Origin of the sequence: Dactylosporangium sp. NPDC006015 (genome assembly GCF_040614215.1) — a bacterium.
Classification (GTDB): domain Bacteria; phylum Actinomycetota; class Actinomycetes; order Mycobacteriales; family Micromonosporaceae; genus Dactylosporangium; species Dactylosporangium maewongense.
The window spans coordinates 63,690-86,142 of the sequence record NZ_JBEXUD010000024.1; the positions used below are offsets into that span (position 1 = coordinate 63,690).

19 protein-coding genes are annotated in these 22,453 nt (G+C 72.7%); 12 read left to right on the forward strand and 7 right to left on the reverse strand.

The window, feature by feature from the left end; translation table 11 throughout:
• Positions 1 to 515: 515 nt before the first annotated feature.
• A complete protein-coding gene (locus ABZ321_RS34355) occupies positions 516 to 2,456 on the reverse strand; it encodes a serine/threonine-protein kinase (protein ID WP_354899118.1) in 1,941 nt (646 codons plus the stop codon).
• 658 nt (positions 2,457 to 3,114) lie between these two features.
• Here ABZ321_RS34355 and ABZ321_RS34360 point away from each other — a divergent pair.
• Positions 3,115 to 4,398, forward strand: coding sequence for an amidohydrolase (locus tag ABZ321_RS34360; RefSeq protein ID WP_344503824.1), 1,284 nt, complete (start codon positions 3,115 to 3,117; stop codon positions 4,396 to 4,398).
• 32 nt (positions 4,399 to 4,430) lie between these two features.
• Positions 4,431 to 6,665 (forward strand): hypothetical protein, encoded by a 2,235-nt coding sequence (locus ABZ321_RS34365; protein ID WP_354899121.1) that lies wholly within the window; start codon positions 4,431 to 4,433, stop codon positions 6,663 to 6,665.
• 17 nt (positions 6,666 to 6,682) lie between these two features.
• Here ABZ321_RS34365 and ABZ321_RS34370 read toward each other — a convergent pair whose 3' ends face one another.
• Positions 6,683 to 7,957 (reverse strand): DUF4349 domain-containing protein, encoded by a 1,275-nt coding sequence (locus tag ABZ321_RS34370; RefSeq protein WP_354899123.1) that lies wholly within the window; start codon positions 7,955 to 7,957, stop codon positions 6,683 to 6,685.
• Between the two features lie 144 nt (positions 7,958 to 8,101).
• Between ABZ321_RS34370 and ABZ321_RS34375 the strand changes: the two genes are divergently transcribed.
• Complete coding sequence (locus tag ABZ321_RS34375; RefSeq protein WP_344503821.1) at positions 8,102 to 8,728, forward strand: MBL fold metallo-hydrolase; 627 nt, start codon at positions 8,102 to 8,104, stop codon at positions 8,726 to 8,728.
• Here ABZ321_RS34375 and ABZ321_RS34380 read toward each other — a convergent pair.
• Entirely contained in the window at positions 8,725 to 9,294 is a 570-nt protein-coding gene (locus tag ABZ321_RS34380) for an exonuclease (protein WP_344503820.1), read from the reverse strand. The two genes, ABZ321_RS34375 and ABZ321_RS34380, sit on opposite strands and share 4 nt — an antisense overlap.
• A gap of 22 nt (positions 9,295 to 9,316) precedes the next feature.
• Between ABZ321_RS34380 and ABZ321_RS34385 the strand changes: the two genes are divergently transcribed.
• The 3 genes from ABZ321_RS34385 to ABZ321_RS34395 all read left to right on the forward strand — a co-directional run bounded on the left by ABZ321_RS34385 (position 9,317) and on the right by ABZ321_RS34395 (position 11,875).
• Positions 9,317 to 10,111 carry a TolC family protein gene (locus ABZ321_RS34385; RefSeq protein ID WP_354899127.1) on the forward strand — a complete coding sequence of 265 codons (795 nt, stop codon included), beginning with the start codon at positions 9,317 to 9,319 and terminating at the stop codon, positions 10,109 to 10,111.
• Positions 10,112 to 10,181: 70 nt separating this feature from the next.
• Positions 10,182 to 10,931, forward strand: a complete 750-nt coding sequence (locus ABZ321_RS34390) for a hypothetical protein (protein ID WP_344503818.1) — start codon at positions 10,182 to 10,184, stop codon at positions 10,929 to 10,931.
• Positions 10,928 to 11,875: a GNAT family N-acetyltransferase gene (locus ABZ321_RS34395; RefSeq protein WP_354899130.1), complete on the forward strand. Its 948-nt coding sequence runs from the start codon at positions 10,928 to 10,930 to the stop codon at positions 11,873 to 11,875. The genes ABZ321_RS34390 and ABZ321_RS34395 overlap by 4 nt, the downstream gene beginning before the upstream one ends.
• A 6-nt stretch (positions 11,876 to 11,881) precedes the next feature.
• On the opposite strand, the gene ABZ321_RS34400 is transcribed toward ABZ321_RS34395, so the two are convergent.
• On the reverse strand, positions 11,882 to 12,337 hold the full coding sequence (locus tag ABZ321_RS34400) for a gamma-glutamylcyclotransferase family protein (protein WP_344503816.1): 456 nt from the start codon (positions 12,335 to 12,337) through the stop codon (positions 11,882 to 11,884).
• A 107-nt stretch (positions 12,338 to 12,444) separates the two neighbouring features.
• Here ABZ321_RS34400 and ABZ321_RS34405 point away from each other — a divergent pair, with 107 nt between their 5' ends.
• Positions 12,445 to 13,905, forward strand: coding sequence for an NAD(P)H-quinone dehydrogenase (locus ABZ321_RS34405; protein ID WP_354899133.1), 1,461 nt, complete (start codon positions 12,445 to 12,447; stop codon positions 13,903 to 13,905).
• 3 nt (positions 13,906 to 13,908) lie between these two features.
• Here ABZ321_RS34405 and ABZ321_RS34410 read toward each other — a convergent pair whose 3' ends face one another.
• Complete coding sequence (locus ABZ321_RS34410; RefSeq protein ID WP_354899136.1) at positions 13,909 to 14,451, reverse strand: 2'-5' RNA ligase family protein; 543 nt, start codon at positions 14,449 to 14,451, stop codon at positions 13,909 to 13,911.
• Positions 14,424 to 15,239, reverse strand: a complete 816-nt coding sequence (locus ABZ321_RS34415) for a DNA-formamidopyrimidine glycosylase family protein (RefSeq protein WP_354899139.1) — start codon at positions 15,237 to 15,239, stop codon at positions 14,424 to 14,426. The genes ABZ321_RS34410 and ABZ321_RS34415 overlap by 28 nt, the downstream gene beginning before the upstream one ends.
• A 198-nt stretch (positions 15,240 to 15,437) precedes the next feature.
• On the opposite strand from ABZ321_RS34415, the gene thrS reads away from it, so the two are divergent.
• From thrS to ABZ321_RS34440, 5 genes are read left to right on the forward strand one after another with little or no spacing between them, the layout of a single operon-like run.
• Complete coding sequence (gene thrS / locus ABZ321_RS34420; RefSeq protein WP_354899142.1) at positions 15,438 to 16,634, forward strand: threonine--tRNA ligase; 1,197 nt, start codon at positions 15,438 to 15,440, stop codon at positions 16,632 to 16,634.
• A gap of 46 nt (positions 16,635 to 16,680) precedes the next feature.
• On the forward strand, positions 16,681 to 17,475 hold the full coding sequence (locus ABZ321_RS34425) for a DUF3152 domain-containing protein (RefSeq protein ID WP_354899145.1): 795 nt from the start codon (positions 16,681 to 16,683) through the stop codon (positions 17,473 to 17,475).
• Between the two features lie 33 nt (positions 17,476 to 17,508).
• Positions 17,509 to 18,018, forward strand: coding sequence for a SigE family RNA polymerase sigma factor (locus ABZ321_RS34430; protein WP_344503809.1), 510 nt, complete (start codon positions 17,509 to 17,511; stop codon positions 18,016 to 18,018).
• Positions 18,015 to 18,977 carry a hypothetical protein gene (locus ABZ321_RS34435; protein WP_354899148.1) on the forward strand — a complete coding sequence of 321 codons (963 nt, stop codon included), beginning with the start codon at positions 18,015 to 18,017 and terminating at the stop codon, positions 18,975 to 18,977. The genes ABZ321_RS34430 and ABZ321_RS34435 overlap by 4 nt, the downstream gene beginning before the upstream one ends.
• Before the next feature lie 57 nt (positions 18,978 to 19,034).
• Positions 19,035 to 19,376 carry a heavy metal-binding domain-containing protein gene (locus tag ABZ321_RS34440; RefSeq protein WP_344503807.1) on the forward strand — a complete coding sequence of 114 codons (342 nt, stop codon included), beginning with the start codon at positions 19,035 to 19,037 and terminating at the stop codon, positions 19,374 to 19,376.
• Positions 19,377 to 20,629: 1,253 nt separating this feature from the next.
• On the opposite strand, the gene ABZ321_RS34445 is transcribed toward ABZ321_RS34440, so the two are convergent.
• Positions 20,630 to 22,381, reverse strand: a complete 1,752-nt coding sequence (locus ABZ321_RS34445; protein WP_354899151.1) for a biotin carboxylase N-terminal domain-containing protein — start codon at positions 22,379 to 22,381, stop codon at positions 20,630 to 20,632.
• Between the last annotated feature and the right edge of the window lie 72 nt (positions 22,382 to 22,453).

Consider the following 22,453-nt stretch of genomic DNA (forward strand, 5'->3'; position numbering starts at 1 on the left):
TTCTGGTCGTGCGGGCGGCCGGATTCGTCCTTGGATCATGGCAGCGAAGGAGCGGTGTCCGTGGCGATGGGCGTATTCATCCGGATTTAGCTGCTGTGTCCGATTGGTTGCGGTGGAGGTTCGCCTTGGGGTCTGCCAGGTTGCCGGCGCCGCCGTCGTGATCCAAGGATGGTTCTGGTCGTGCGGGCGGCCGGATTCGGCCTTCGATCATGATGGCGGCGGTCGGTGGGCAGTGGACTTCGTGGGGCGCCTGTGGGAAGTGGGGCCGGCGGGCCAGCGCGCATGGCGGAGAAGCGCATGCGGCGTGCCTGAGCCCTCGGAGAAGCGTGTGCGGTATGCCCGGGTCCTTGGGAAAAAAAGGTGCACGTGGTAAGTGCGGGTTCCTGAGGCACGCGTGGTCCGTGGAAGAAGATCAGGACGAAGCTCGCCTGGCTGGCCCGGCAGGGAAGGGCGGGCGAAGGGGGAACCGGATCGGGCGGCCGCCTCCGGGAAAGTGGAGGCGGCGCCCGCTTCGGTTACTGGCCGGTGGAGGAGCCCGGGGACGCGGCCGCCAGCTTGAAGGAGTGGACCATCTCGTCGAAGATGACCTTGCTCTCGGCGAACTTGGCCTCGGGCACGGTCACGAAGAAGTGGTAGCTCTTGCCGCCGAGGACGACGGCGTTCCACAGGGCGTGGCGTTGCTGGTCGCCGGAGCCGCAGGTGTACTCCAGGACCGCCGCGTCGTGGCCGTCGAGCTTGTTGTCGGTCATGTCGACGTGGTTGTACGGCGCGGCGCAGCTGGCCGGGGTGTTCTTCAGCCGGTTCTCCGCGCTCTGCAGGAAGGCGCGCGGCGTGTTGGACGCCTTCTCGATGTTGACGCGGATGCGGCGGTTGGGGTCGGCCGGGTCGGTGATGTCGAAGTAGGGCGCGGTCGCGGCGCCCAGCTCCTTCCGCGTCCAGCCCTTCGGGACGTTGACCGTGATGCCGCCGGGGTGGGAGAAGGCCTCGACATCCAGCAGGGGCTTGGCCGGGCCGCTCGACGCGGTGGTCGGACCCTTGCCGGTCTGGTCGCCGGAGCCGCCGCCGGAGAAGAGCCCGGACATCGAGACCACCAGGATCAGGACGAGCACGACGCCCGCGGCGACGGTGATCTTCGCCCAGGTCGGTGCCTGGGTGACGATGCGCTTGAGGTCGGTGCCGGGCTGCTTGGGCGGCTCGGCGGGGGCCTGGGTCCAGTCGGTCGTGCCGAGCGGGCCGTCCTGGTAGGCCGCGAAGCGGCTGGCGTCGGTGCGCTCCAGCTCGGCCTCGTGCTGCGCGCCGCCCTGGGTGGGGGCGCCGCCGCCGGAGTGCATGCGCCGCAGGGCGCCGCTGACCGTCTCGCCGGGAGCCATCATGGCCCGGCCGCCGATCTGGCCGGTCGGGGTGTGCTGCGGGGTCACGACCGTCGGCTGGTGCGTGGGCCGGACCACCGCATAGGGGTCGGTCATGTGGGCCGGCGCGTTGCTGGCCAGGGGACCCGCGAGCAGGTCGCGCAGGACCGCGCGGGCGGTCTCCACGTTCCACCGGCGGGCGGGATCCTTCTCCAGCAGGCCATAGAGCACGCCGGCGAGCGGGCCGGCGCGGACCGCCTGGGCCGGCGGCTCCTCGACGACCGCGCGCATCGTCTCGAAGGGGTCGCGCCGGTCGAACGGCGGACGGCCCTCGACGGCCGTGTACAGCGTCACGCCGAGGGAGAACAGGTCGCTCGGCGGGCCGAACTTGGCACCGATCGCCCGCTCGGGGGAGATGAAGTGCGGCGAGCCGAGCACCATGCCGGGCGTGGTCAGCTCGCTGTCGGTGGGCATGCGGGCCACGCCGAAGTCGGTGAGCACGCAGCGGCCGTCGCCGGCGATGAGCACGTTGGCCGGCTTGACGTCGCGGTGCAGCACGCCGGCGGCGTGGGCGACCTCGAGCGCGCCGAGCAGCGCGATGCCGATCTTGGCGACCGCACGGGCGGCGAGGGGGCCGTCCTCGACGATCATCTCGGCGAGGCTGCGGGCCTGGAGCAGCTCCATGACGATCCATGGGCGGCCGGCCTCGGTGACGACGTCATACACCTGGACGACGGCCGGGTGCGACAGTGCCGCCGCCGCGCGGGCCTCGCGCAGCGTCCGCTGATACATCGAGTCGCGGTCGCTGGGTGCCAGGTTGGGCGGCAGGATCACCTCTTTGACCGCCACGTCACGGCGCAGCACCGTGTCGCTGGCGCGCCAGACGGTGCCCATGCCGCCGTGACCGATGGCGGTGCGCAGCGCATAGCGCCCACCGATCACCACGCCCGGGGCGGCGCGCTGCCCGGGCACGGGCATGCTCGTGGAGCCAGGCTCGCGGGGCTCCCGCTGCTCGGGGCCGCGCGCAGGATCACGCCCGGCTCCGGCGGAGGCCAGGGCGCCGGTGGGTGGCAGAGGCTCGCCGTGCCACGTCGGGAGCTGAGTCACAGGCAGTAAACCGTCGTCATGGAGGGGAGATGACTTTCTCGCTGTACGACCGCGGTCACCCCCTATCTTGCGTGCTGCTCGCCAGTTAAGAAAGGTGGGGTCCTCCCCTTCACCGGACCGTGACCTGAGAGCAACGCTCCGTGTTGATCATGTCGCGCTACTGAAACGGTTGGGTTGAATCTTCGAATTCTGGGAACCCGAAGGGGACGGAGGAGCGTCTACGCAGGGGACAGAAACGCATCTGGAACATCGGGGGACTACGTTTCCCTGGACTTTCGGGTGCGCCTGCCGATCAGAGGGGTTGGACGGACGCGCGGTGCGGCGCCGGCCCCTTGGTTCATGCCACTCTGCGACGTCTTCCGTCACTGTGCGTTGATCTGTGGCAACGCTGGACGCGGCACCGAAGCGAAAAGTTACTCGCGACACCACGTGACCGTGGCGCCTGTCACCCGTTGTAGGAGGTGAGGGGTTCTTGGCTGAAGCGGAACGCTCACTTCCGACGAGGCCAGCATCTTTACGCCTCCAGTTCCAATCAAGTGACGCTCAGCTATCCCAGCATCACGAGAATGATGTTGCGCTCCGTCACCTTGACCCAGTTAGTCTGTCCGTGGCACGCATGGGGCGGGCCGCTCCTTTAGACCGAAATAGAGAACTCACCGTGACGAGAGCGCTGACGCTGCCCGATCCAGCCGCCGCGGCGGCCCGGGTCAGCAAGTTGACGTCGTCCTGGCCCGAGACTCCACCCGGGGCCGATCCGCTGCCCGGTCAGCTCGACCGCTGGCTCACCTCCCGGGGTGCCGAGCTCGTAGCCGTCCGACGTCACATTCACGCGCATCCGGAGCTCTCCGGCCAGGAGTTCGAGACGGCGGCCCTCGTCGCCCGCGAGCTGACCCGCGCCGGTCTTTCGCCCCGCATGCTGCCCAAGGGCAACGGCGTCATGTGCGACATCGGCTATGGCGACCGGGTCATCGCGCTGCGCGCCGACCTCGACGCGCTGCCGCTGCCCGACACCAAGGACGTGCCCTACCGCTCCACCGTCGACAACGTCTGCCACGCCTGCGGCCACGACGTGCACACCACGATCCTGCTCGGCGTCGGCCTCGCCCTGGCGCAGCTCGCCGAGCGCGACGAGCTGCCCGGCCGCGTGCGGCTGCTCTTCCAGCCGGCCGAGGAGACCATGCCGGGCGGCGCGCCCGAGGTCATCGCCGCCGGCGGCCTGAAGGACGTCGCCGCGATCTACGCGCTGCACTGCGCGCCGCAGCTGCCGGTCGGGCTGGTCGGGGTCCGCTCCGGGCCGTTCACCGCCGCCGCCGACAAGATCGAGGTCCGGCTCACCGGCCGCGGCGGGCACACCGCCCGGCCGCACCTGACCGCCGACCTCGTCCACGCGCTCGGCCGGATCCTCGTCGACGTGCCGTCGCTGCTGGACCGCAAGCTCGACGCCCGCGCCGGGGTCTCCATGGTGTGGGGCGCCGTGCGGGCCGGCGAGGCGGCCAACGCGATCCCGATCGAGGGCGTCGCCCGCGGCACCATCCGCGTGCTCAGCCGCGACGCCTGGCGCGACGTGCCGGAGCTGGTCACCAAGCTCGTCCACGACGTCATCGCGCCCACCGGCGCCGACGTCGAGGTCAAGTACACCCGCGGCGTGCCGCCCGTCGTCAACGACCGGCTCGCCACCGCGGTCGTCGCCGGTGCCGCCGGCGCGGCCCTCGGCCCGGACCGGGTCGTCGAGGCCGAGATCAGCATGGGCGGCGAGGACTTCGCGTTCTACCTGGACGAGGTCCCCGGCTCGATGATCCGTCTCGGCGTCGGCGTGCCGGGGTCGGACCAGAAGTTCGACATCCACCAGTCGGCGTTCGACGTCGACGAGCGCTCGATCGGCTACGGCGTCCGCGTCATGGTCCACACCGCACTGGCCGCACTCGGGGCGGGAGCCTTCTAGACACAGCGGCCCGCAAGCGGTAGCCATAGGCCGTGGTCACCGAATTGCGGGTGCACGGCGTCACCGGTACCCCGGCCGAGGACGTCCTCGACAGGCCGCTGCTGCGGCGGGTCGCGGGCGACACCGAGGCCGGGTTCTTCCGTCCCCGCGCGGAGTACGGCGCGGTCACCGGCCCGGGCGGCGTGACGCTGGAGGCGTACCGCTGGGGCAACCTCACCGCCGGCGCCGCCGCCCGCGCGCTCTGGCTGCTCCTGCTGCCGTTCATGCTCGCCAACGTGGCCATCTGGCTGCGCCCCGACGTAGGCGTCCGGGCCAGGGCGACGATCCGCGCCCTGACCCGCGTCTTCGCGCTGACCATGACCGCGTCGTTCGTGCTGTCGTTCATCGAGATCTCGATGGACCTCGTCGGCTGGCAGTGCGCGGCCCAGGCCCGGTGCCTGGAGGGCCGCGGCTACCTGGCCGTCCTCGTCGACCTGACGACCAGCCGCCGGCTCGCGGTCACCGCCCTGGTCCCGGCCCTCGCGATCGCGTTCCTGTGGTTTCTCGGCCGGCGCACCTGGGCCCGCTACGAGGCGTTCCCGGTCACGACCGACGGCGACGGCGACGGGCTGGCCCACCCGTGCTTCTGGAACGGCCGGCCCCTCGTCGGCCGGCTCCGGTCGCTGCACATCGCGGTCGCGTTCGGCACCCTCGACGCGGTGCTGCTCGGGGTCCTCGTGCCGCACGACCGGCACCCGGCCGGCTACGCCCTCGCCGCCGCGACCGCGGTGATCCTGCTGGCGGCGTTCGTCGCGGTGACCCTGACCGCCGTCGTGCACCGCGACGCGCCCGCCCGTTGGGCGAAGCCGTTCACCAGGGTCATGAGCCACGCCGCGGTCGTGCTGACCGGCCTCGTCCTCGCGTACAGCTGCCTCGGACGCGACCCGTGGCAGGCGAGCGGCCGGATGCCGGTGTTCAGCGGCACCGTCACCGTGCTCTTCGCCGTGCAGGTCCTGCTCATGCTCGTGCTCGGCGGGGTCGTCCTCGCGACGCGGCCACGGGGCACGTTCCTGCAGGGGCTCGCGGGGCCGTTGATCGCGAGCACCGGCCTTGGTGTCGCCGCCGCGTTCGCGGCCGCCATGGCCTACCGGGTCGCCGACCTGCTCAACCGGCGCGCCCTCGCCACCACCGCCGACTACGCCGAGACACCCTTGCTGCTGGAGCCGCCGCCCGCGTACGAGTGGGCCGCCGCCGGCTTCGTCCTGCTGCTCGTGCTGGCGGTGCTCGTCGGGCTGGTCATGGGGGTGCCGCTGGTGCGCCGCCTGCGCCGGTACGCCCGTGTCGTCACCGACGCCGACTTCCGTGGCGGGCGGCAGCGCGACCCGGAGCGGGCGAGGCACATCGACACCGCCGTCGCCGACGCCCTCGTCACCGACCACGTCGGCCGCATGCTCGTCTGGGTGTTCGTCCCGACCGCCGCGGCCGCGGTCGTCGCGACCGGGTTCGCGCTGCTCGGAAGGCGGCCGATCCGGCTCGCGGACTCAGGGTCCGTGGCCGCCGAGGTGATGTCGGCCGTCGTCAACCTGGGCACCTACCTCATCGGCCTGGCCGCGTTCGCGCTCGTGTTCATCGGTGTGCTGGCGTACCGGTATCAGCGCTTCCGCCGGATCGTCGGCGTGCTCTGGGACCTCGGCACGTTCTGGCCCCGGTCCGCGCACCCCCTCGCGCCGCCCTGCTACGCCGAGCGGGTCGTGCCGGAGCTCGCCCGCCGCGCCGGGTGGCTCGCCGCCGAGCAGGGCGGGGTCATCCTGTCCGGGCACAGCCAGGGCAGCGTCCTGGCCGCCGCGACCGTCCTGCAGCTGCCCCCGGAGGCGCAGGCGAGGACCACGCTGCTGACCTACGGTTCGCCGCTGCGCCGCCTGTACGCGAGGTTCTTCCCCGCCTACGTCAACGACGCGGTGCTGGGACGGATCGGCGCGGTGCTGGCCCGCGCGGAGGATGGCGTCCTCGATGCGGGTCAGCACAGCCCCCGTTGGGTCAACCTCTGGCGGGACACCGATCCGATCGGCGGCCCGGTGCAGTCGCCCACCGCACGGGATGTGCGGCTGGCCGACCCGCCGGGATTCGACATCGCCGCGGGTGACACGGTGTTCCCCAAGGTCGACGGCCACTCCGGCTACCAGTTGCGCCCCGCCTTCGGCGCCGCGGTCACCGGGCTCGTCGCGGTCCTGTCGGAGGGCTCGGACGAGACACCGACGGTCGCCAACCCGCCGGTGTCCGCGTCCTGAGACCTGGCGAAGGACGTTCAGCTGTCCTTCGGGTCGTCCTCGTCCCGCTTCGACAGCGCCGGGAACGGCGGCACCGGCGACCCTGACGGCGACCCGGACTCCGCGCCAGAGGAGGCACCAGCCGCAGGCGGCCCGGACACGGGACCGGCGGCGGGCGACACCGAATCAGGACCGGCGGCCGGCGCCGCGGTGACAGGGCTGGCGGCGCGCGGCGCGGGCACGGGACCGGCGGCGGGCGGCGCGGAGACCGGACCACGACCCGTCACGACCGCGCCACCGGGCGCCCCGGAGGCGGAGGCGGGCCCAGGCGCCGGCCGCGGCGCGACCGGGAAGGCCGGCGCCGGCGGGCTCCAGCCCGGCAGCGGGCCACCCTGCTGGGCGAGCGCGAGCGCCGGCCGCTTCGGACGGAACCGGCGGACCAGCCGCACCAGCAGGAACAGCGGCACCCCCAGCAGCAGGACCCACGGCGCCAGCCAGCCCAGCACCGTCAGCGCGACCTGCAGCGAGGCCAGGAACGCCTTCATGCCCTCCTTGAAGCCCGCCACGATCCCGATCTCGTCCTTGTCGCGGGTGATCGCCGCCTCGGGCCCGAGCAGCTGCAGCGTGATGGTGGACAGCGCGGTCAGCCCGTCGAGCTTGCGCTTGCGGGCCTGCAGGGACTCCAGGTCGGACAGGCGGCGCGACAGCTCCGACTCCAGCGACGTGATCTCGCCGATCGTGGTCGCCTTCGCCAGGAGCGCCCGGATGCGGTCGACGCTCGCCGAGGCGTTGTCCAGCCGCGCCTGGACGTCCACGACCTGGTCGGTCACGTCCTGCGCGTTGACGGTGCGGCTCTCCTCGTCGCCGAGTTCCTTGAGCTGCTCCAGCGTCGTGGTGAACTTCGGCGCCGGGACGCGCAGGACCAGCGTGCCCGTGGAGCGGCGGTCGTCGCTGCGCCGGTTGTCGCCGCCGACGAAGCCGCCCGCTGCGGTGGCGAGCGCGATCGCCTTCGCGGCCGCGTCGTCGACGTTGTCGACGCGGACGGTCATCGTGCCGGCGTAGATGATCGAACGGTCCTCGACGTCGATGTTGTCGGGGGCCTTGTTGGCGTTGGGGTCCTGGACGGGCTGCTTCGCGGGGCCGGCACCGGGCCCGCCGCCCTCCTGCGCCATGCCGCCGGCCGCGGGTGCGACCGCGCGGTCCGCCGAGCTCGTGCTGGCGGAGTCGCTCTTGTCGGCCGCGCAGCCGCTCACCGCGACGAGTAGCGCGGCACCCGCCGCCGTGAGGAACAGTCTGGTGCGCCTGACTGACATGACGCCTCCTGGGTAGGGTCGATCGGAGGGATCGAACTGCACCCTGGGACGCAGCCGGGCGCCGCTCCGGTTCCCGGGCGGACAGTCACGGTTGTGACACAGCGAAGCAACGACAAAGCACGGAGACCGACGGGAGACGGACCGATGCTCATCACCAAGTTCACCCATGCCTGCCTGCGGATCGAGCACGACGGCGGGGTGCTGGTGATCGACCCGGGCGTCTTCACCGAGGCGGAGGCCCTCGACGGCGCCGACGCCGTGCTCATCACCCACGAGCACATGGACCACGTCGACATCGACGCGCTGCGGGCCCTGAAGCGGCCCGAGCTGACCGTGCACACCCACGCCGACGTCGAGGCGCAGCTGAGCGACCTCGACGCCGACATCTACGCGGTCGAGCCGGGTGACACGTTCGTCGCGGCCGGGATGACGGTCCGCGCGCACGGCGGGCGGCACGCCGTCATCCACGCCGACATCCCCCGGATCGCCAACATCGGCTTCGTGATCGACACCCCAGACGGCCCGCTGTACCACCCGGGCGACGCGTTCCACGTGCCCGACGAGCGGATCGCGACGCTCTTCGTGCCGGTGTCGGCGCCGTGGCTGAAGCTCGCCGAGGCGATCGACTTCACCCGGGCGGTCGCGCCGGAGCGGGCCTACGCGCTGCACGACAGCCTGCTCGTGGACGCCGGTCAGCAGATGGTCACCGGGCACATGACGAGGCTGTCCGGCACCCGGTACACCAGGCTGGAACCCGGCACGTCGATCTAAGGCTCCCAGTTCATGAGGTTGGCGAAGAGCTCCGCCTGCTCGATCGCGTCGTCGAGCGCGTGGTGGGTGTGCCGGCGCTTCGACAGCAGGTGCGCCGGCATGCGGCTCTTCACGGCCGCGCCGATCGGGACGCCCGCGCGGACTGCGTAGAGCGTCTTGATGTCCAGGCAGCCGGAGTGGCCGAAGACGCTGCTGCCGGTGAAGCGCAGCAGGTACCAGTAGAGGAACATCCAGTCGAACACGGCCGGATAGGCCACGATCACCGGCCGCCCCTTGCCCGCCGTGCGGGTCACCCAGTCGCTGAGCTCGCCCATCGCCGCGGCCGGGTCGGCGCCGTCGCGCAGCAGCGCCGCCCGGTCGAGGCCGGACACGGCGAGCGCCTCGGGGACGAAGTCGTCGCTGATCGGGCGCAGCTCCCGGTAGAAGGTCTCGGCGGCCGGGTCCGCGGCCCTGAACTCCCCGTCGGACCGCCCGGCGACGGCCAGGCCGACGCTCACCATCGAGTACGGACCCGGGATCGGGCCGTCGGCCTCGACATCGAGGGAGAAATAGACGTCCGCGCGCATCCGCTGATCCTACGATCGGATGGTGGACGATGCGCTCGCCGCCGCGGTGGCCAGGCTGTACTCGGCGCCGCCGGAGGATTTCGTCGCGATCCGGTCCGAGGAGGTCGCGAAGGCCCGCAAGGCGCGCGACACCCGCCTGGCGAAGGAGATCGGGGCGCTGCGCAAGCCGACCGTCGCCGCGTGGCTGGTCAACCTGCTCGCCCACGAGCGGCCCGACCTGGTCGAGGAGCTGCTGGAGCTGGGCGGGCAGCTCCGCGAGGCCCAGCGTGACCTGCGCGGCGCCGAGCTGCGCGAGCTGTCCACCCGCCGCCGGGCGACCGTCAGCGCCCTCGCCAAGCAGGCCGCGCAGCTCGCCGGCCGCGGCGAAACGGCCCTGGCCGAGGTGGAGGGCACCCTCGCGGCAGCGCTCGCCGATGCGGCCGCCGCTGCGTCGGTACAGGAGGGAAGGCTGACGAAGTCGCTCGAATACACGGGATTCGGGGAGACCCCGCGACCGCAGCTGCGACTGGTCCAGGGCGGCGACGAGCAGCCCGGCCTGAGCACCGTCACCGCGAAACGGTCCACGCCGACGCAGGACGACCGGGAGCAGCGCGCCGAGGCGCGGCGGCGGGAGGAGGAGCGGCGCCGCGCCGAGGAAGAGCACGCCCGGGTCGTCAAGCAGGCCCGCCGCGAGCTGATGACGGCGCTGCAGCAGCTGACCGACGCGGAGACCGCGAAGTCGGAGGCGGAGCGCGCGGTCGCCGCCGCGGAGAAAGCCATCAAATCAGCCGAGAAGCGGGTGAAACTCGCACAGGACGCCCTCGCGGACCTGTCCTGAACGCGACCCGACGCATCGCCACGATCGAGTGGCTACTCTGTGATCCACCCGAGCGGGCAGAATGAGCCGGGTGACTCCCGAGCAGGCGGCAGCGGCGGCGAAGCAGGCCGTCCTGATGCTGGGCGGCGCCTTCAGCGACGACCCCAAGACCATGCGCCGGGCTCGGCAGATCGGGCTCACCGGCTGGGCGTTCTACGTCGCCGGACGCGGCGGCGCCCTCGGCGACGTGCGGGCCGACACGGTCGCCGCGGCGCTCGGCTTCATCGCGCCCGACGCGGTGCAGGACGGCTGGGACGCGGCCCGCAAGGTCGCCCCGCCCGAGCAGATCGCCGCGGACAACCTCGACGAGTGCTGCCGGTGGGGCCGCGAGCACCTGGAGAGCTTCTACGCGCTGCCGAAGCTGGTCGAGCTCGCCGAGCGGGTCGTCGTCAGCGCCGAGACGGCGGGCATGCCGCTGTTCGCGGCGTGGCGGGCGATGCCGCTGCCCGACGACTCGCCCGGCGCCCGCGCCGCCGTCCTGGCGCACCTGCTGCGCGAGCACCGCGGCGCGGCGCACCTCCTCGCGATCCGCGCCAGCGGGCTGAGCCCCCTGGAGGCGATCATCGCCGGGCCGGAGGGCGAGCCGGGCGCGACGGCGTTCGGCTGGCAGCCGCCGTTCCCGCCGTTCGAGCCGCTGGTGCGCCGCCGCAGCTGGGCCGAGGCCCTCACCGACCGGATCGCCGGCGAGGCGTTCCGCGCGCTCGCACCCACGGAGCGCATCGAACTGGTCAACCTGCTCGACGCGGCGGTGACCACCGTCCGGGAGGCGACACCCGTATGACCACATTGCCGGGACTCGACGGCTGGACGGTGCGCGGCTGCACGCTGCGCGACGTGCCGGCGATCCTCGCGATCACCCGCGCCGGCGACATCGCCGCGCTCGGCGAGCCGGACTGGTCCGAGGACGAGATCGTGGAGACGCTCACGGCCCCCGCGGAGGACCCCGCGGTCGACACGTGGCTCGCCGCCGGGCCCGACGGCGAGCCGGTCGCCTGGGCCTATGTCGACAACCCGCAGCGCGGCCCGCGCGACAACGTGGAGCTCTACGGCTGGCCCGGCCGCGGTGAGCCCGCCTACGGCCCGCTGCTGGAGCTCGCCTTGGTCCGGGCCGCCGAACGCGCCCGCCGCAACGGCTTCGAGCGGGGTGTGCTGCGCGCCGGGACGCTCGCCTCGGAGACGGCGCTGGTGGCGGTACTGGAGGCGCACGGCTTCTCGTTCGTCAAACGCCACGCGCGCATGACCCGCCCGCTCAGCGGCGACGAGCGGGCTCCCGAAGGGTTCGACATCCGGCCGGTGCGCCCCGACGAGCTGCCGCGCTTCCACGAGGTGCTCGAGTCCGCGTTCGCCGACACGCCCGACTTCCAGCCGACGGCCTACGCGGACTGGCGGACGGCGCTCGACAGCCTGCCGTCGATCAGCTGGGACGAGTGGTTCGTGGCCCTCGCCGGCGGCGAGATCGTGGGCGTGCTCCAGTCCGCCGACCAGGCCCTCGAGCGCGGCGAGGGCTGGGTCAAGAACCTGGCCGTGCTGCGCGGGCACCGCAAGACCGGCATCGGCGGCGCGCTGCTGCGCACCGCCTTCGCGGCCTACGCGGCGAAGGGGCGGGCCACCGCCGGGCTCGGCGTCGACCTGACCAACCCGACGGGCGCCTACCACCTCTACACCGGGGTCGGCATGAGGGTGGTCTTCGCCGCGGACGTCTACGAGCGGGCGCTCCTCCTGTAAGCCGGTCTAGGGCATCGCGGTCTTGGTGGGGCGGGCCCGCAGCGCTTCGAGGTAGTCCGCGGGCGCGCCGGCCTTCGCGGCCGCGTTGGCGATCTCCGCGAGATACCACGCGGTCGGCAGGCCGCCCTCGTACCCGTTGAAGACGTACACCCACGCGGTCGCGTCGCCGTCGAGCGTGGCGACCCGCAGGTGCAGCTTCTGGTACGTGCCGGCGAGCTGCCCCTCGACCTCGTCGAGCTGCTTCTCGTCGTTGGGGTGGACGTCGTAGAGCGCGACGAAGACCCGGTCGCCGGGCGACTCGACGATCGTGGTGACCGAGCCCTCCCAGCCGAGGACATCCTCACCGGCGAACGTCAGCCGCCAGCCTTCCAGCCAGCCGGTGCCGATCATCGGCGAATACGGACAGTAGGCCCGCATGCGGGCTGGGTCCAGGTTCGAGCCATACGCGGCGTAATGACGCACGGCGATGACGATAAACCCGCTGGGGTGCGGGAGAGAATACTGCAGAGCGTGTCGGATTCGGATCCACTCGTCGGCGCGTTGCGGCCGTTCGGCTGGGTCGCTGCTCAGTGGCGTATGCCGCCGGGCGACAATGTGCGGCAGGAGTCGGGGAAGGGGTGGCGTTCGTGGGCCGGATCGTGATCATCGGAGGGGGCCCGGCGGGCTACGAGGCGGCCCTGGTCGCCGCGCAGCTCGGCGCCGAGGTCACCGTGATCGAAGCCGAAGGTGCTGGTGGCGCGTGCGTGCTGCACGACTGCGTGCCGTCCAAGACGTTCATCGCCAGCTCCAGCGTGGTCACCGCGCACCTGGACACCGAGGAGTTCGGGGTCATGGGGCCGCCCGGCGACGACGTGCGCGTGGACGGCCCGGCGGTGCACCGGCGGGTCAAGCGGCTGGCCGCGGCGCAGTCCAGCGACATCCACTCGAAGCTCGTCAAGGCCGGTGTCGAGTTCGTCACGGGCACTGCCCGCCTCGGTGAGGACACGCTGGGTCACACCCATGCGGTGCAGATCACACCCACGGGCGGTGACGCTCCGTATGTGATCGCGGCCTCAACGGTACTGCTGGCGTCCGGCGCGACCCCGCGGGTGCTGCCGACCGCGACGCCGGATGGCGAGCGCATCCTCGACTGGCGCCAGGTCTACGACCTGCCCCAGCTGCCCGAGCACCTGATCGTCGTCGGCTCGGGCGTGACCGGCGCGGAGTTCGCGTCGGCGTATCTGGCGATGGGCATCGACGTGACCCTCGTCTCCAGCCGCGACCGGGTCATGCCGCACGAGGACCCCGACGCCGCGATGGCGATCGAGCGGGTGTTCCGCGCCCGGGGCATGACGATCCTCAACAACTCCCGCGCCGCGGCCGCCCGCCGGGTCGACGGCGGCGTCGTGGTCGAGCTCGCCGACGGCCGTTCGGTCGAGGGTTCGCACGTCCTGATGGCGGTCGGCTCGGTGCCGCAGACGGCCGCGCTCGGTCTGACGGAGTACGGCGTCGAGGTCGCTCCCGGCGGCTACGTCACCGTCGACCGGGTCTCCCGCACCAACGTGCCGGGCATCTACGCGGCCGGCGACTGCACCGGGCTGCTGCCCCTGGCCAGCGTCGCCGCCATGCAGGGCCGGATCGCGATGTGGCACGCCCTCGGCGAGGCGGTCGCCCCGCTGAAGCTGCGCACCGTCGCCGCCAACGTGTTCACCGACCCGGAGCTCGCCTCCGTCGGCATCACCCAGTCCGACATCGACAGCGGCCGGGTCCCGGCCCGCTCGGTCATGCTGCCCCTGGCCGGCAACGCCCGGGCCAAGATGGACGGCCTCGACGACGGGTTCGTGAAGATCTTCTGCCGCCCCGCGTCGGGCCTCGTCGTCGGCGGCGTCGTCGTCGCCCCCAAGGCCAGCGAGCTGATCATGCCGATCGCCATGGCGGTGGAGAACCATCTGAGCGTCGACCAGCTCGCCCACACCATCACGATCTACCCGTCGATCTCCGGCTCCGTCGCCGAGGCCGCCCGCCAGCTCATGCTCCACGCGGCGGACTGAGAGTCACGGTAGTTCCCGATAGATGTCGCGGGCGTAGTCGACCACCGCGGCCTTCTTGACGGTGGCCTCGATCGGGAGGACCTCCAGGCAGCGGCGCAGCGCGTCGGTGAGGATCGGGCGGGGCACCCGCATGGAGACGGTGCAGTGCGGGACCCACTCGCCGGGGTCGTACAGGGGCAGCCCCTCGATCCCGGCGCCGGTGAGGTGGCGCCAGACCTCGGCCTGGTGCCGCATCAGGTCCGGGGTCGGCGCCAGGCCCAGGAACACGACCCGCCCGACGAACACCCCGGCGAACTGGAAGTTCAGGCGCAGCGGCGCCGCGACGCGCACCGGCTTGAGCGCCTCGACGACCGCGTCGGGGTCGAGCGCCCGGGCGCTGATCAGCGAGACGTGCGGCCGGTGCTTGCCGTCGTGCGGCGTCCGCAGCGTCTGTACGCCGAGATCCTCCAGCAGGTCCCACAGGACGCGGATGCGGCGGGTCGCGCGCTCGTCGAGGTGCAGCTCCAGGGCGGCGACCATCAGCGGGTCCTCTGGCAGACCCGGCACCAGTACGCGTTGCGGGCGTTGACCTCCGCCGTCTGCACGGGCGTGCCGCAGACGAGGCAGGGCTGGTTCGTCCGGCGGTACACGTAGACCTCGCCGCCGTGCCGGTCGACGCGCGGGGCGCGGCCCATCGCCTCGGGCAGGTGGATGCTGTGGACGGTGTCGATGCGGCCGTCCTCGACGCCGGTGCGCATCAGGGTCCGCAGGTCCTGCCAGATCGCGTCCCACCGCGGGCGGGTCAGCCGCCGGCCGGCGACCGTCGGGCGCAGGCCGGCCCGGAAGAGGGCCTCGGTCACGTAGATCAGCCCGGCGCCGGCCACGATCGACTGGTCCATGAGCAGCGCCATGAGCGGCCGGTCCGACTTCTTGATGGCCTTGAACGCCTTGACGCCGCCGTCGTCCTCCTCGGCGAGCGGGTCGGGGCCGAGACGGGCGTGCAGGGCGTCGACCTGGAGGGGGTCGAGCAGCTCGCAGGCCGTCGGGCCGCGCAGGTCGAGCCAGTGCTCGCCGTTCGCCATCCGCAGCCGCACCTCCCCGACCGCGGACGGGGGGTCGCCGTCACCGTCGGTGAACTTGCCGTACAGGCCCAGGTGGACGTGCAGCGTGACGTCGCCTTCGTACTGGTGGAGCAGGTGCTTGCCGTGCGCCGCCGTGTCGAGCAGCACCCGCCCGTCGACCTGGGCGGCACCGGCGGCGAACCGGCCCTGCGGGCTGCTGACGGCGACGGGCCGGCCCGCGAACAGCTTGCGGTGCCGCTCGGCGAGACGGTGGATGGTGTGACCTTCAGGCACCGCACGTTTATACCCGTCGCGCCCTCCGAACGGCGCGCTATTCTTTCGGGCATGAGTCACAGCGCACTGTTCACGACGACGCCGGGCCTTCCCCGGCGGCGCTGACACTCACCTGTTCTCAGCAAAGCTCCGGGGCGCCCGCGCTCCGGAGCTTTTTCGTGCGCGGCGCCCCCTTGTCGCATCAAGGGAGTCAAGACCATGCAGGACCATCGCAAGCTCGGCCGCGACCTCGAGCTCTTCCACTCCGACCCGCTCGTCGGCGCGGGGCTGCCGCTGTGGCTGCCCGCCGGCGCCGCCGCCCGCCGCGCCGTCGAGGACTACCTCCACGCCCTGGAACGCCGCAACGGCTACCAGCACGTCTACTCGCCGCCCCTGGCCAAGCAGGAGATGTACCTCAGATCGGGGCACCTGCCGCACTTCGCCGACGACATGTTCCCGCCGATGGCGCTCAGCGAGCACGACGCGTTCGTGCTGCGGCCGAGCCTCTGCCCGCACCACGCGGCGGTGTTCGGGGCGCGCGGCCGCTCCTACCGGGAGCTGCCGCTGCGCATCGGTGAGATCGGCGGGCAGTACCGCGCGGAACGCTCCGGCGTCCTCGGCGGGCTGTCCCGCGTGCGGGCGATCTCCCTCAACGACGGGCACGTCTTCTGCGCCGAGGAGCAGGTGCGCGACGAGGTCGTCGAGGCGCTGCGGCTCATGCGGGTGGCGCACGCCGCGCTCGGCTTCGAGCCGTCGTCGTTCCGGCTGTCGCTGCGCGGCGAGGGCGGGAAGTATGTCGATGACCCCGAGATGTGGGCGGCGGCGTCGTCGGTACTGCGGGAAGCGCTGGACATCGCAGGCGTCTCCTACGTGGAGGCGCCCGGCGAGGCTGCCTTCTACGGGCCGAAGATCGACGTCCAGCTGGTGGACCACGCCGGGCGGGAGAGCACCCTCGCGACCGTGCAGGTCGACTACTTCCAGCCGGCCCGCTTCGACCTGTCCTACGTGGACGCCGGCGGTGCGCGGCGGCGCCCCGTGATGGTGCACCGCAGCGCGGCGGGCAGCATGGAGCGGCTCTTCGCACACCTGATCGAGGTGCACGACGGGGCGTTCCCCGCCTGGTTCGCACCGCTGCAGGTCGCCGTCCTCCCCGTCGCCGACGCGCAGGCCGGCGGCGACTTCGTGCGCGCCTGCCGGGCCGCCGACCTGCGGGTCGAGGAGTGGCACGCGGGCAGCCTGGGCGCACGGATCCGGCAGGCGGCGGCGCGGAAGGTGCCGTTCGTCGCGGTCGTGGGGGAGCGGGAGGCGGCCGGCGGCTCGGTCTCGCTGCGCCCGCGGGACCCCGGGGCGCTGTCGGGGGTGCTGCCGATCGCCGTGGCCGTCGCGGGCCTGTCGGAGGTGTGTGCCGCGCCATAGGCGGGGTTCATAAACAGTCGGACGGGGGCGGTGCGTCAGTCCCGGTGTGCGGATCTTCCCGACCATCGTGACGCTCGCCCTCGTGGCCGGCTGCTCGTCCACGCCGTCCTTCTCGGCGTCGGCCGCCTCGCCCGCCCCGTCGATCGCGTCCTCGCCACCGTCCTCGCCACCGTCCCCGCCACCGTCGTCGCCGACGGCGGCACCGTCGTCGCGGGGACCGGCCACGACCGACGTGCCGGTGATCCGGTTCCCTGTCGACGGCGGCGGCACGTTCGGCTTCGCCACCGCCGGCGGGCCCGCCATCGGGACGAAGGGCAGGCTGCTGACCTACCGGATCGGGGTGGAGCACGGCATCACCGGCGTCGACGCGGCCACGTTCGGCGACGCCGTCGAGCTGATCTTCACCGACCCGCGCAGCTGGCCCGGCACCGGCACCTGGCGGCTGCGCCGGGCCGGGCAGGGCGAGGCGTTCGACTTCACCATCTACCTCGCCACCCCCGCGACCCGCGACGTGCTGTGCGGTGGTGGCTACGACCGGTACACCTCCTGCAGGAACGGCAACACCGTCGTCGTCAACGTGGCCCGCTGGGCCCGCGGCATCCCCGGCTACGGCGCCGACCTCACCGCCTACCGGGCCTACGTCGTCAACCACGAGACCGGCCACCGCCTCGGCCGCGGCCACGAGCTGTGCCCCGGCCCGGGCCGGCCCGCCCCCGTCATGCAGCAGCAGACCCTCGGCCTGCACGGCTGCGTAGCCAACCCGTGGCCGATCGTCGACGGCCGGCCCTACGCGGGGCGCTCCGGCCAGTACGACGACCCAACTCCGTCGGAACAGCCATAAACGCCCGACCCCACCGGCAACGTCAAGGAAGACGTGCAGGACTTCGACGAATTCGTGACGGTGCGCAGCGCGGCGCTGCTCCGGTTCGCGTACCTGCTGACCGGCGACCGGCACCTGGCCGAGGACCTGACCCAGGAGGCGCTCGTCCGGGCGCACCGCCGCTGGCACGCGATCACCGGCGATGAGGGTCCCGAGCCCTACGTCCGCCGGGCGGTCCTGCGGCAGTACCTGTCGTGGCGGCGCCGCCGCGCGAGCACCGAACGGCCGGTCGCCGACCCGCCCGACGGCGCGCCGCCCGGCTCCTCGCCCGATGCGCTCGCCGACCGGGTCGTCGACGCGGACGAGATGTGGACGGCGTTGAACGCGCTGCCCCGCTCCCAGCGCGCCGTCGTCGTCCTGCGGTACTACGAGGACCTCCCCGACGCCGAGATCGCCAGGCTGCTGGGCTGCGCCCAGGCGACCGTCCGCGTCCACGCGTTCCACGCGCTGCACAAGCTCCGGTCGGCACTGACCCCCGTCCCACTCCGCAGAGGCGAGCCATGAACGACCTTTCCCCGCAGCGCGGTGCGGTGAGCGACGTCGAGCAGCGCGTCCGTGACCTGATGCACCGGCACGCCGCCGAGGCCCCGGCCGGGGCGGCGCTGCTCACGGTCGTCCGCGCGGAGAGCCGCCGGCGCGCGCGGCGGACCCGCGTCGTGGTCGGCGCGGTCGTCGCCGTGCTGGCCACCGTCGGGGTCACCGTGCCGCTGCGGCTCGCGGCCGCCCCGGTGGCGGTGGCCGCGCCGTCGGTGCTGGCCTCGCCGTCCGGCCCGCTGACGGTCACGTTCCCGCTCAGCCCGCCACCGTCGGGCACCGATCCCGAGGTACGCCTCGCCGCCGGACTCCCGACGCTCAGCCAGCCCCTGCCGGACGACGCCGCCACCGCCACGCTGACGGTCAGCCCGACCCGCCCACTCGCGACCGGGACCGAGCCGATCATGGTCCGCGGTGTCGTCGGGTACACCGCGGAGTCCGACGACACGGGGACCTCCCTGATCTGGCAGGAGGCGCCCGGGCAGTGGTTCGAGCTGCGCGCGTCCCCCGCCGTGCCGGTCGACCGGCTCGCCGGGTTCGCCAAGGGCCTCCTGCCGCAGCCGGTGAGCGTGCCGGCGCCGTTCACGTTCGCGCTGGTCCCCGACGGGTACACGGTCGACAACATCGGCCCGGCCGCCGTCACCTTCTGCCCGCCGGACGTCACCGCCGACGAGACCTTCGTCGGCAAGCTCACCGTGATGCTGGGCGTGACCGGCGAGCTGTCCACGGGCCGCGCGGTCGACGTCGCGGGCCGCCCCGGCATCCTGACCGACCCGGTCGACGGCTTCTTCTCGCTGCAGGTCGACCTCGGCGACGGCCGGCTGCTCGTGATCCAGTCCGCGACGCCCGTACCGCTGCCGGAGCCCGACCTGATCCGCTTCGCGGCGGGTATCACCGTCAACCCCAACGCCACTCCCGGGCAGGGCTGAGGGGGTGGTTCCCAGTAGATCCACCCTAAACCGTACATATGTGCATACGATTCATATGTGCTGGTTGTAACGACTGAGGGTTTACCGGGGTACGAGATCACGACCGTGCTCGGCGAGGTGCTCGGGGTGTGCGCGACGTCACGGAACCCGTTCGCCGCGGGGCTACGCTCGACCGAGGGCGGCCCGGGCCTCGACATGTCCCAGTTCCTCGTGCAGACCCGTGCGCGCGCCGTCGGCCAGATGGTCCACGTCGCCGAGCAGCGCGGCGCCAACGCCGTCGTCGGCATGCGCTTCGACCACCGCGACTTCACCAACACCTGGGCCGAACTCTGCGCCTACGGCACCGCCGTCGTCGCCGTCCCCCTCCACGCCAGCACAGGCGCCCACGCCGCACCGTAATTCCCCGCTGTGCTTCCGCCCCACCGCTGCGCGGCGGGTCCCGGCGGGGATTCTCACCCGCACCCCAATGCGCCGCTCCGCGCCGCACTGCCCGCGCCGAGACGCGAGCCAGGCCAAGCGACGCATCCGCGCCGCATCCGGTGGCCACCCCCAGGCCTACGTCCAGCAGCGCGGCGCCCGTCCCGTGATCCAAGGACGGTCCCGGTCGTGCGGGTGGCCACATCCGTCCGTCGATCATGCCGGTACTTGATCCGCCGTGTCGGGTCGGTAGTGATGGAGGTTTGGTCCCGGGGTTTGCCGGGTTCGTCGGCGCTGCCCGTCGTGATCCAAGGACGGTTCTGGTCGTGCGGGTAGCCGGATCTGTCCTTCGATCATCGGTCGGGGAGGTGCGCCGTGCGGGGTGTGGTGGTCAGGGCTGCTTGAGTGGACGACCGCGGTGTTCCGCCGCGCCCAGCGGCGCGGGGTTCGCGGTCATGGCACTGAGGGGATGTGGCCTGCCCGGTGGTGCGGGATTGATCCGCTTCGTCCGGTCAGCGGTGATGGAGGCTCGCCCTGAGGGCTGCCGGGTTCGCCGCCGTCGTGATCCAAGGACGGTTCTGGCCGTGCGGGCCGATTCAAGAGGTGGTTGCAACACCCGAGTCATGATCGATGGATGGGTGTGTGCGGCTGATGGCGTCACGGTTGTCGTTGGCGGAGCGGGAAGAGATTGCGATTGGGTTGGAGCGGGGTGAGTCGGTGCGGGTGGCCGAATTCGTCCTTGGATCATCGGTCGGGGAGGTGCGCCGTGCGGGATGTGGTGGTCGGGGCTGCTTGAGTGGACGACCGCGGTGTGCCGCCGCGTCCAGCGGTGCGGTGTTCGCGGTCATGGCCCTGAGGGAGTTGCGGTGTGCCCGATAGTGCGGGAATTCCGGTGATTGATCCGCTTCATCCGGTCGGCGGTGACGGAGGTTCGCCCTGGGGCTGCCGGGGTTGCCGGCGCCTTCCCCTGATCCAAGGACGGTTCCGGTCGTGCGGGTGACCGGATCCGTCCGTCGATCATGCTGGTGGTGGCCCCAGCGAACAGGGGCTCACCAGGCCAGATCCGCCTTAGAGCTCCGCCCGGGGAGATCGGTCATGGGGGCCACCGAACGGGGCCCCTCGGGCCGGAGGCGTTGCGGCAACGTCGCCTCGGTGAGGACGTGAGCGCGCCACCGGAACCGCGGGGCCGGCGGTGCCGGGGGTGGAGTGGAGCGGCCGCGTGGTGGTGGAGGCGGCTACTTCAGGGTGGCGATGACGGCGCCGGCGGAGACGACCTCGCCGACGGTGGCTGCGAGGTCGGTGACGACGCCCGACTTGTGGGCGTTGAGGGGTTGCTCCATCTTCATCGCCTCAAGGACGACGATCAGGTCACCCTCGGCGACCGTGTCGCCCTCGGCCACGGCGATCTTCACGATCGTGCCCTGCATGGGGCTGGTGAGGGCGTCGCCGCTCGCGGCGCCCGACTGCTTCTTCGTGCCCGAGCGGCGGCGCGGGGCCGGCGAGCCGGGGGCGGCGACGGCGGGGCCGGTGCCGAAGCCCGCGGGCAGCGACACCTCCAGCCGCTTCCCGCCGACCTCCACGACCACCGTCGAGCGCTCCTCGGCGGCGGGCAGGTCGCCGGAGGGGGCGGTGAACGGCGGCACCGTGTTGACCCACTCGGTCTCGATCCAGCGGGTGTGCACCCGGAAGGGAGACTCGGTGAAGGCCTCGTCACGCAGGACGGCGCGGTGGAAGGGCAGGGCGGTGGCCATGCCTTCGACGACCATCTCGTCCAGGGCGCGGCGGGCGCGCTCCAGGGCCTGCTCGCGGGTCTCGCCGGTGATGATGACCTTGGCGAGGAGGGAGTCGAAGTTGCCGCCGATGACGCTGCCGGACTCGATGCCGGTGTCGACGCGGACGCCGGGGCCGGTGGGCAGGCGCAGGGTGGAGACGGTGCCGGGGGCGGGCAGGAAGCCGCGGCCCGGGTCCTCGCCGTTGATGCGGAACTCGATGGAGTGGCCGCGCGGGGCGGGGTCCTCGTCGAAGCGGAGCTTCTCGCCGTCGGCGACCCGGAACTGCTCGCGGACCAGGTCGATGCCGGCGGTCTCCTCGCTGACCGGGTGCTCGACCTGGAGGCGGGTGTTGACCTCGAGGAAGGAGATGGTGCCGTCGTTGCCGACGAGATACTCGACGGTGCCGGCGCCGTGGTAGCCCGCCTCGCGGCAGATCGCCTTCGCCGACTCGTGGATCTGGGCGCGCTGGGCGTCGGTGAGGAACGGCGCGGGCGCCTCCTCGACGAGCTTCTGGTGGCGGCGCTGCAGGGAGCAGTCGCGGGTGCCGACGACGATCACGTTGCCGTGCTGGTCGGCGAGGACCTGGGCCTCGACGTGGCGGGGCTGGTCCAGATAGCGCTCGACGAAGCACTCGCCCCGCCCGAAGGCGGCGACCGCCTCGCGGGTCGCGGACTCGAAGAGCGCCGGGATCTCCTCCAGCGTGCGGGCGACCTTCAGGCCGCGGCCGCCGCCGCCGAAGGCGGCCTTGATGGCGACGGGCAGCCCGTGCTCGCGGGCGAACGCGACGATCTCGTCGGCGTCGCGGGCGGGCTCGGCGGTGCCGGGGACGAGGGGCGCGCCGGCGCGCTGGGCGATGTGCCGGGCGGTGACCTTGTCGCCGAGGTCGCGGATCGCCTGCGGGGTCGGGCCGATCCAGGTCAGCCCGGCGTCGATGACGGCCTGGGCGAAGTCCGCGTTCTCGGACAGGAACCCGTAGCCGGGGTGGACGGCGTCGGCGCCCGCGGTGAGGGCGACCTCGACGACCTTCTCGATGCGCAGGTAGGACGCGCCGGGGGTGTCGCCGCCGAGGGCATAGGCCTCGTCGGCGAGGCGGGTGTGCAGCGCGTCGCGGTCGGAGTCGGCGTAGATCGCGACACTGGCCAGACCCGCGTCCTGGCAGGCCCGGATGACGCGGACCGCGATCTCGCCCCGGTTGGCGATGAGAACCTTGCGCACGCTGAACGCTCCCTTGGGTAACCCTCAGCCGCAGTCTAAGCGACCTGTACGACAAGTCCCGCTGCCAACAAT

Coding starts and splice junctions, on each gene's coding strand:
- ABZ321_RS34370 (WP_354899123.1), bottom strand. CDS start 7,957: ATGTCAGTCAGGCGCACCAGACTGTTCCTCACGGCGGCGGGTGCCGCG.
- ABZ321_RS34375 (WP_344503821.1), top strand. CDS start 8,102: ATGCTCATCACCAAGTTCACCCATGCCTGCCTGCGGATCGAGCACGAC.
- ABZ321_RS34380 (WP_344503820.1), bottom strand. CDS start 9,294: ATGCGCGCGGACGTCTATTTCTCCCTCGATGTCGAGGCCGACGGCCCG.
- ABZ321_RS34395 (WP_354899130.1), top strand. CDS start 10,928: ATGACCACATTGCCGGGACTCGACGGCTGGACGGTGCGCGGCTGCACG.
- thrS (WP_354899142.1), top strand. CDS start 15,438: ATGCAGGACCATCGCAAGCTCGGCCGCGACCTCGAGCTCTTCCACTCC.
- ABZ321_RS34435 (WP_354899148.1), top strand. CDS start 18,015: ATGAACGACCTTTCCCCGCAGCGCGGTGCGGTGAGCGACGTCGAGCAG.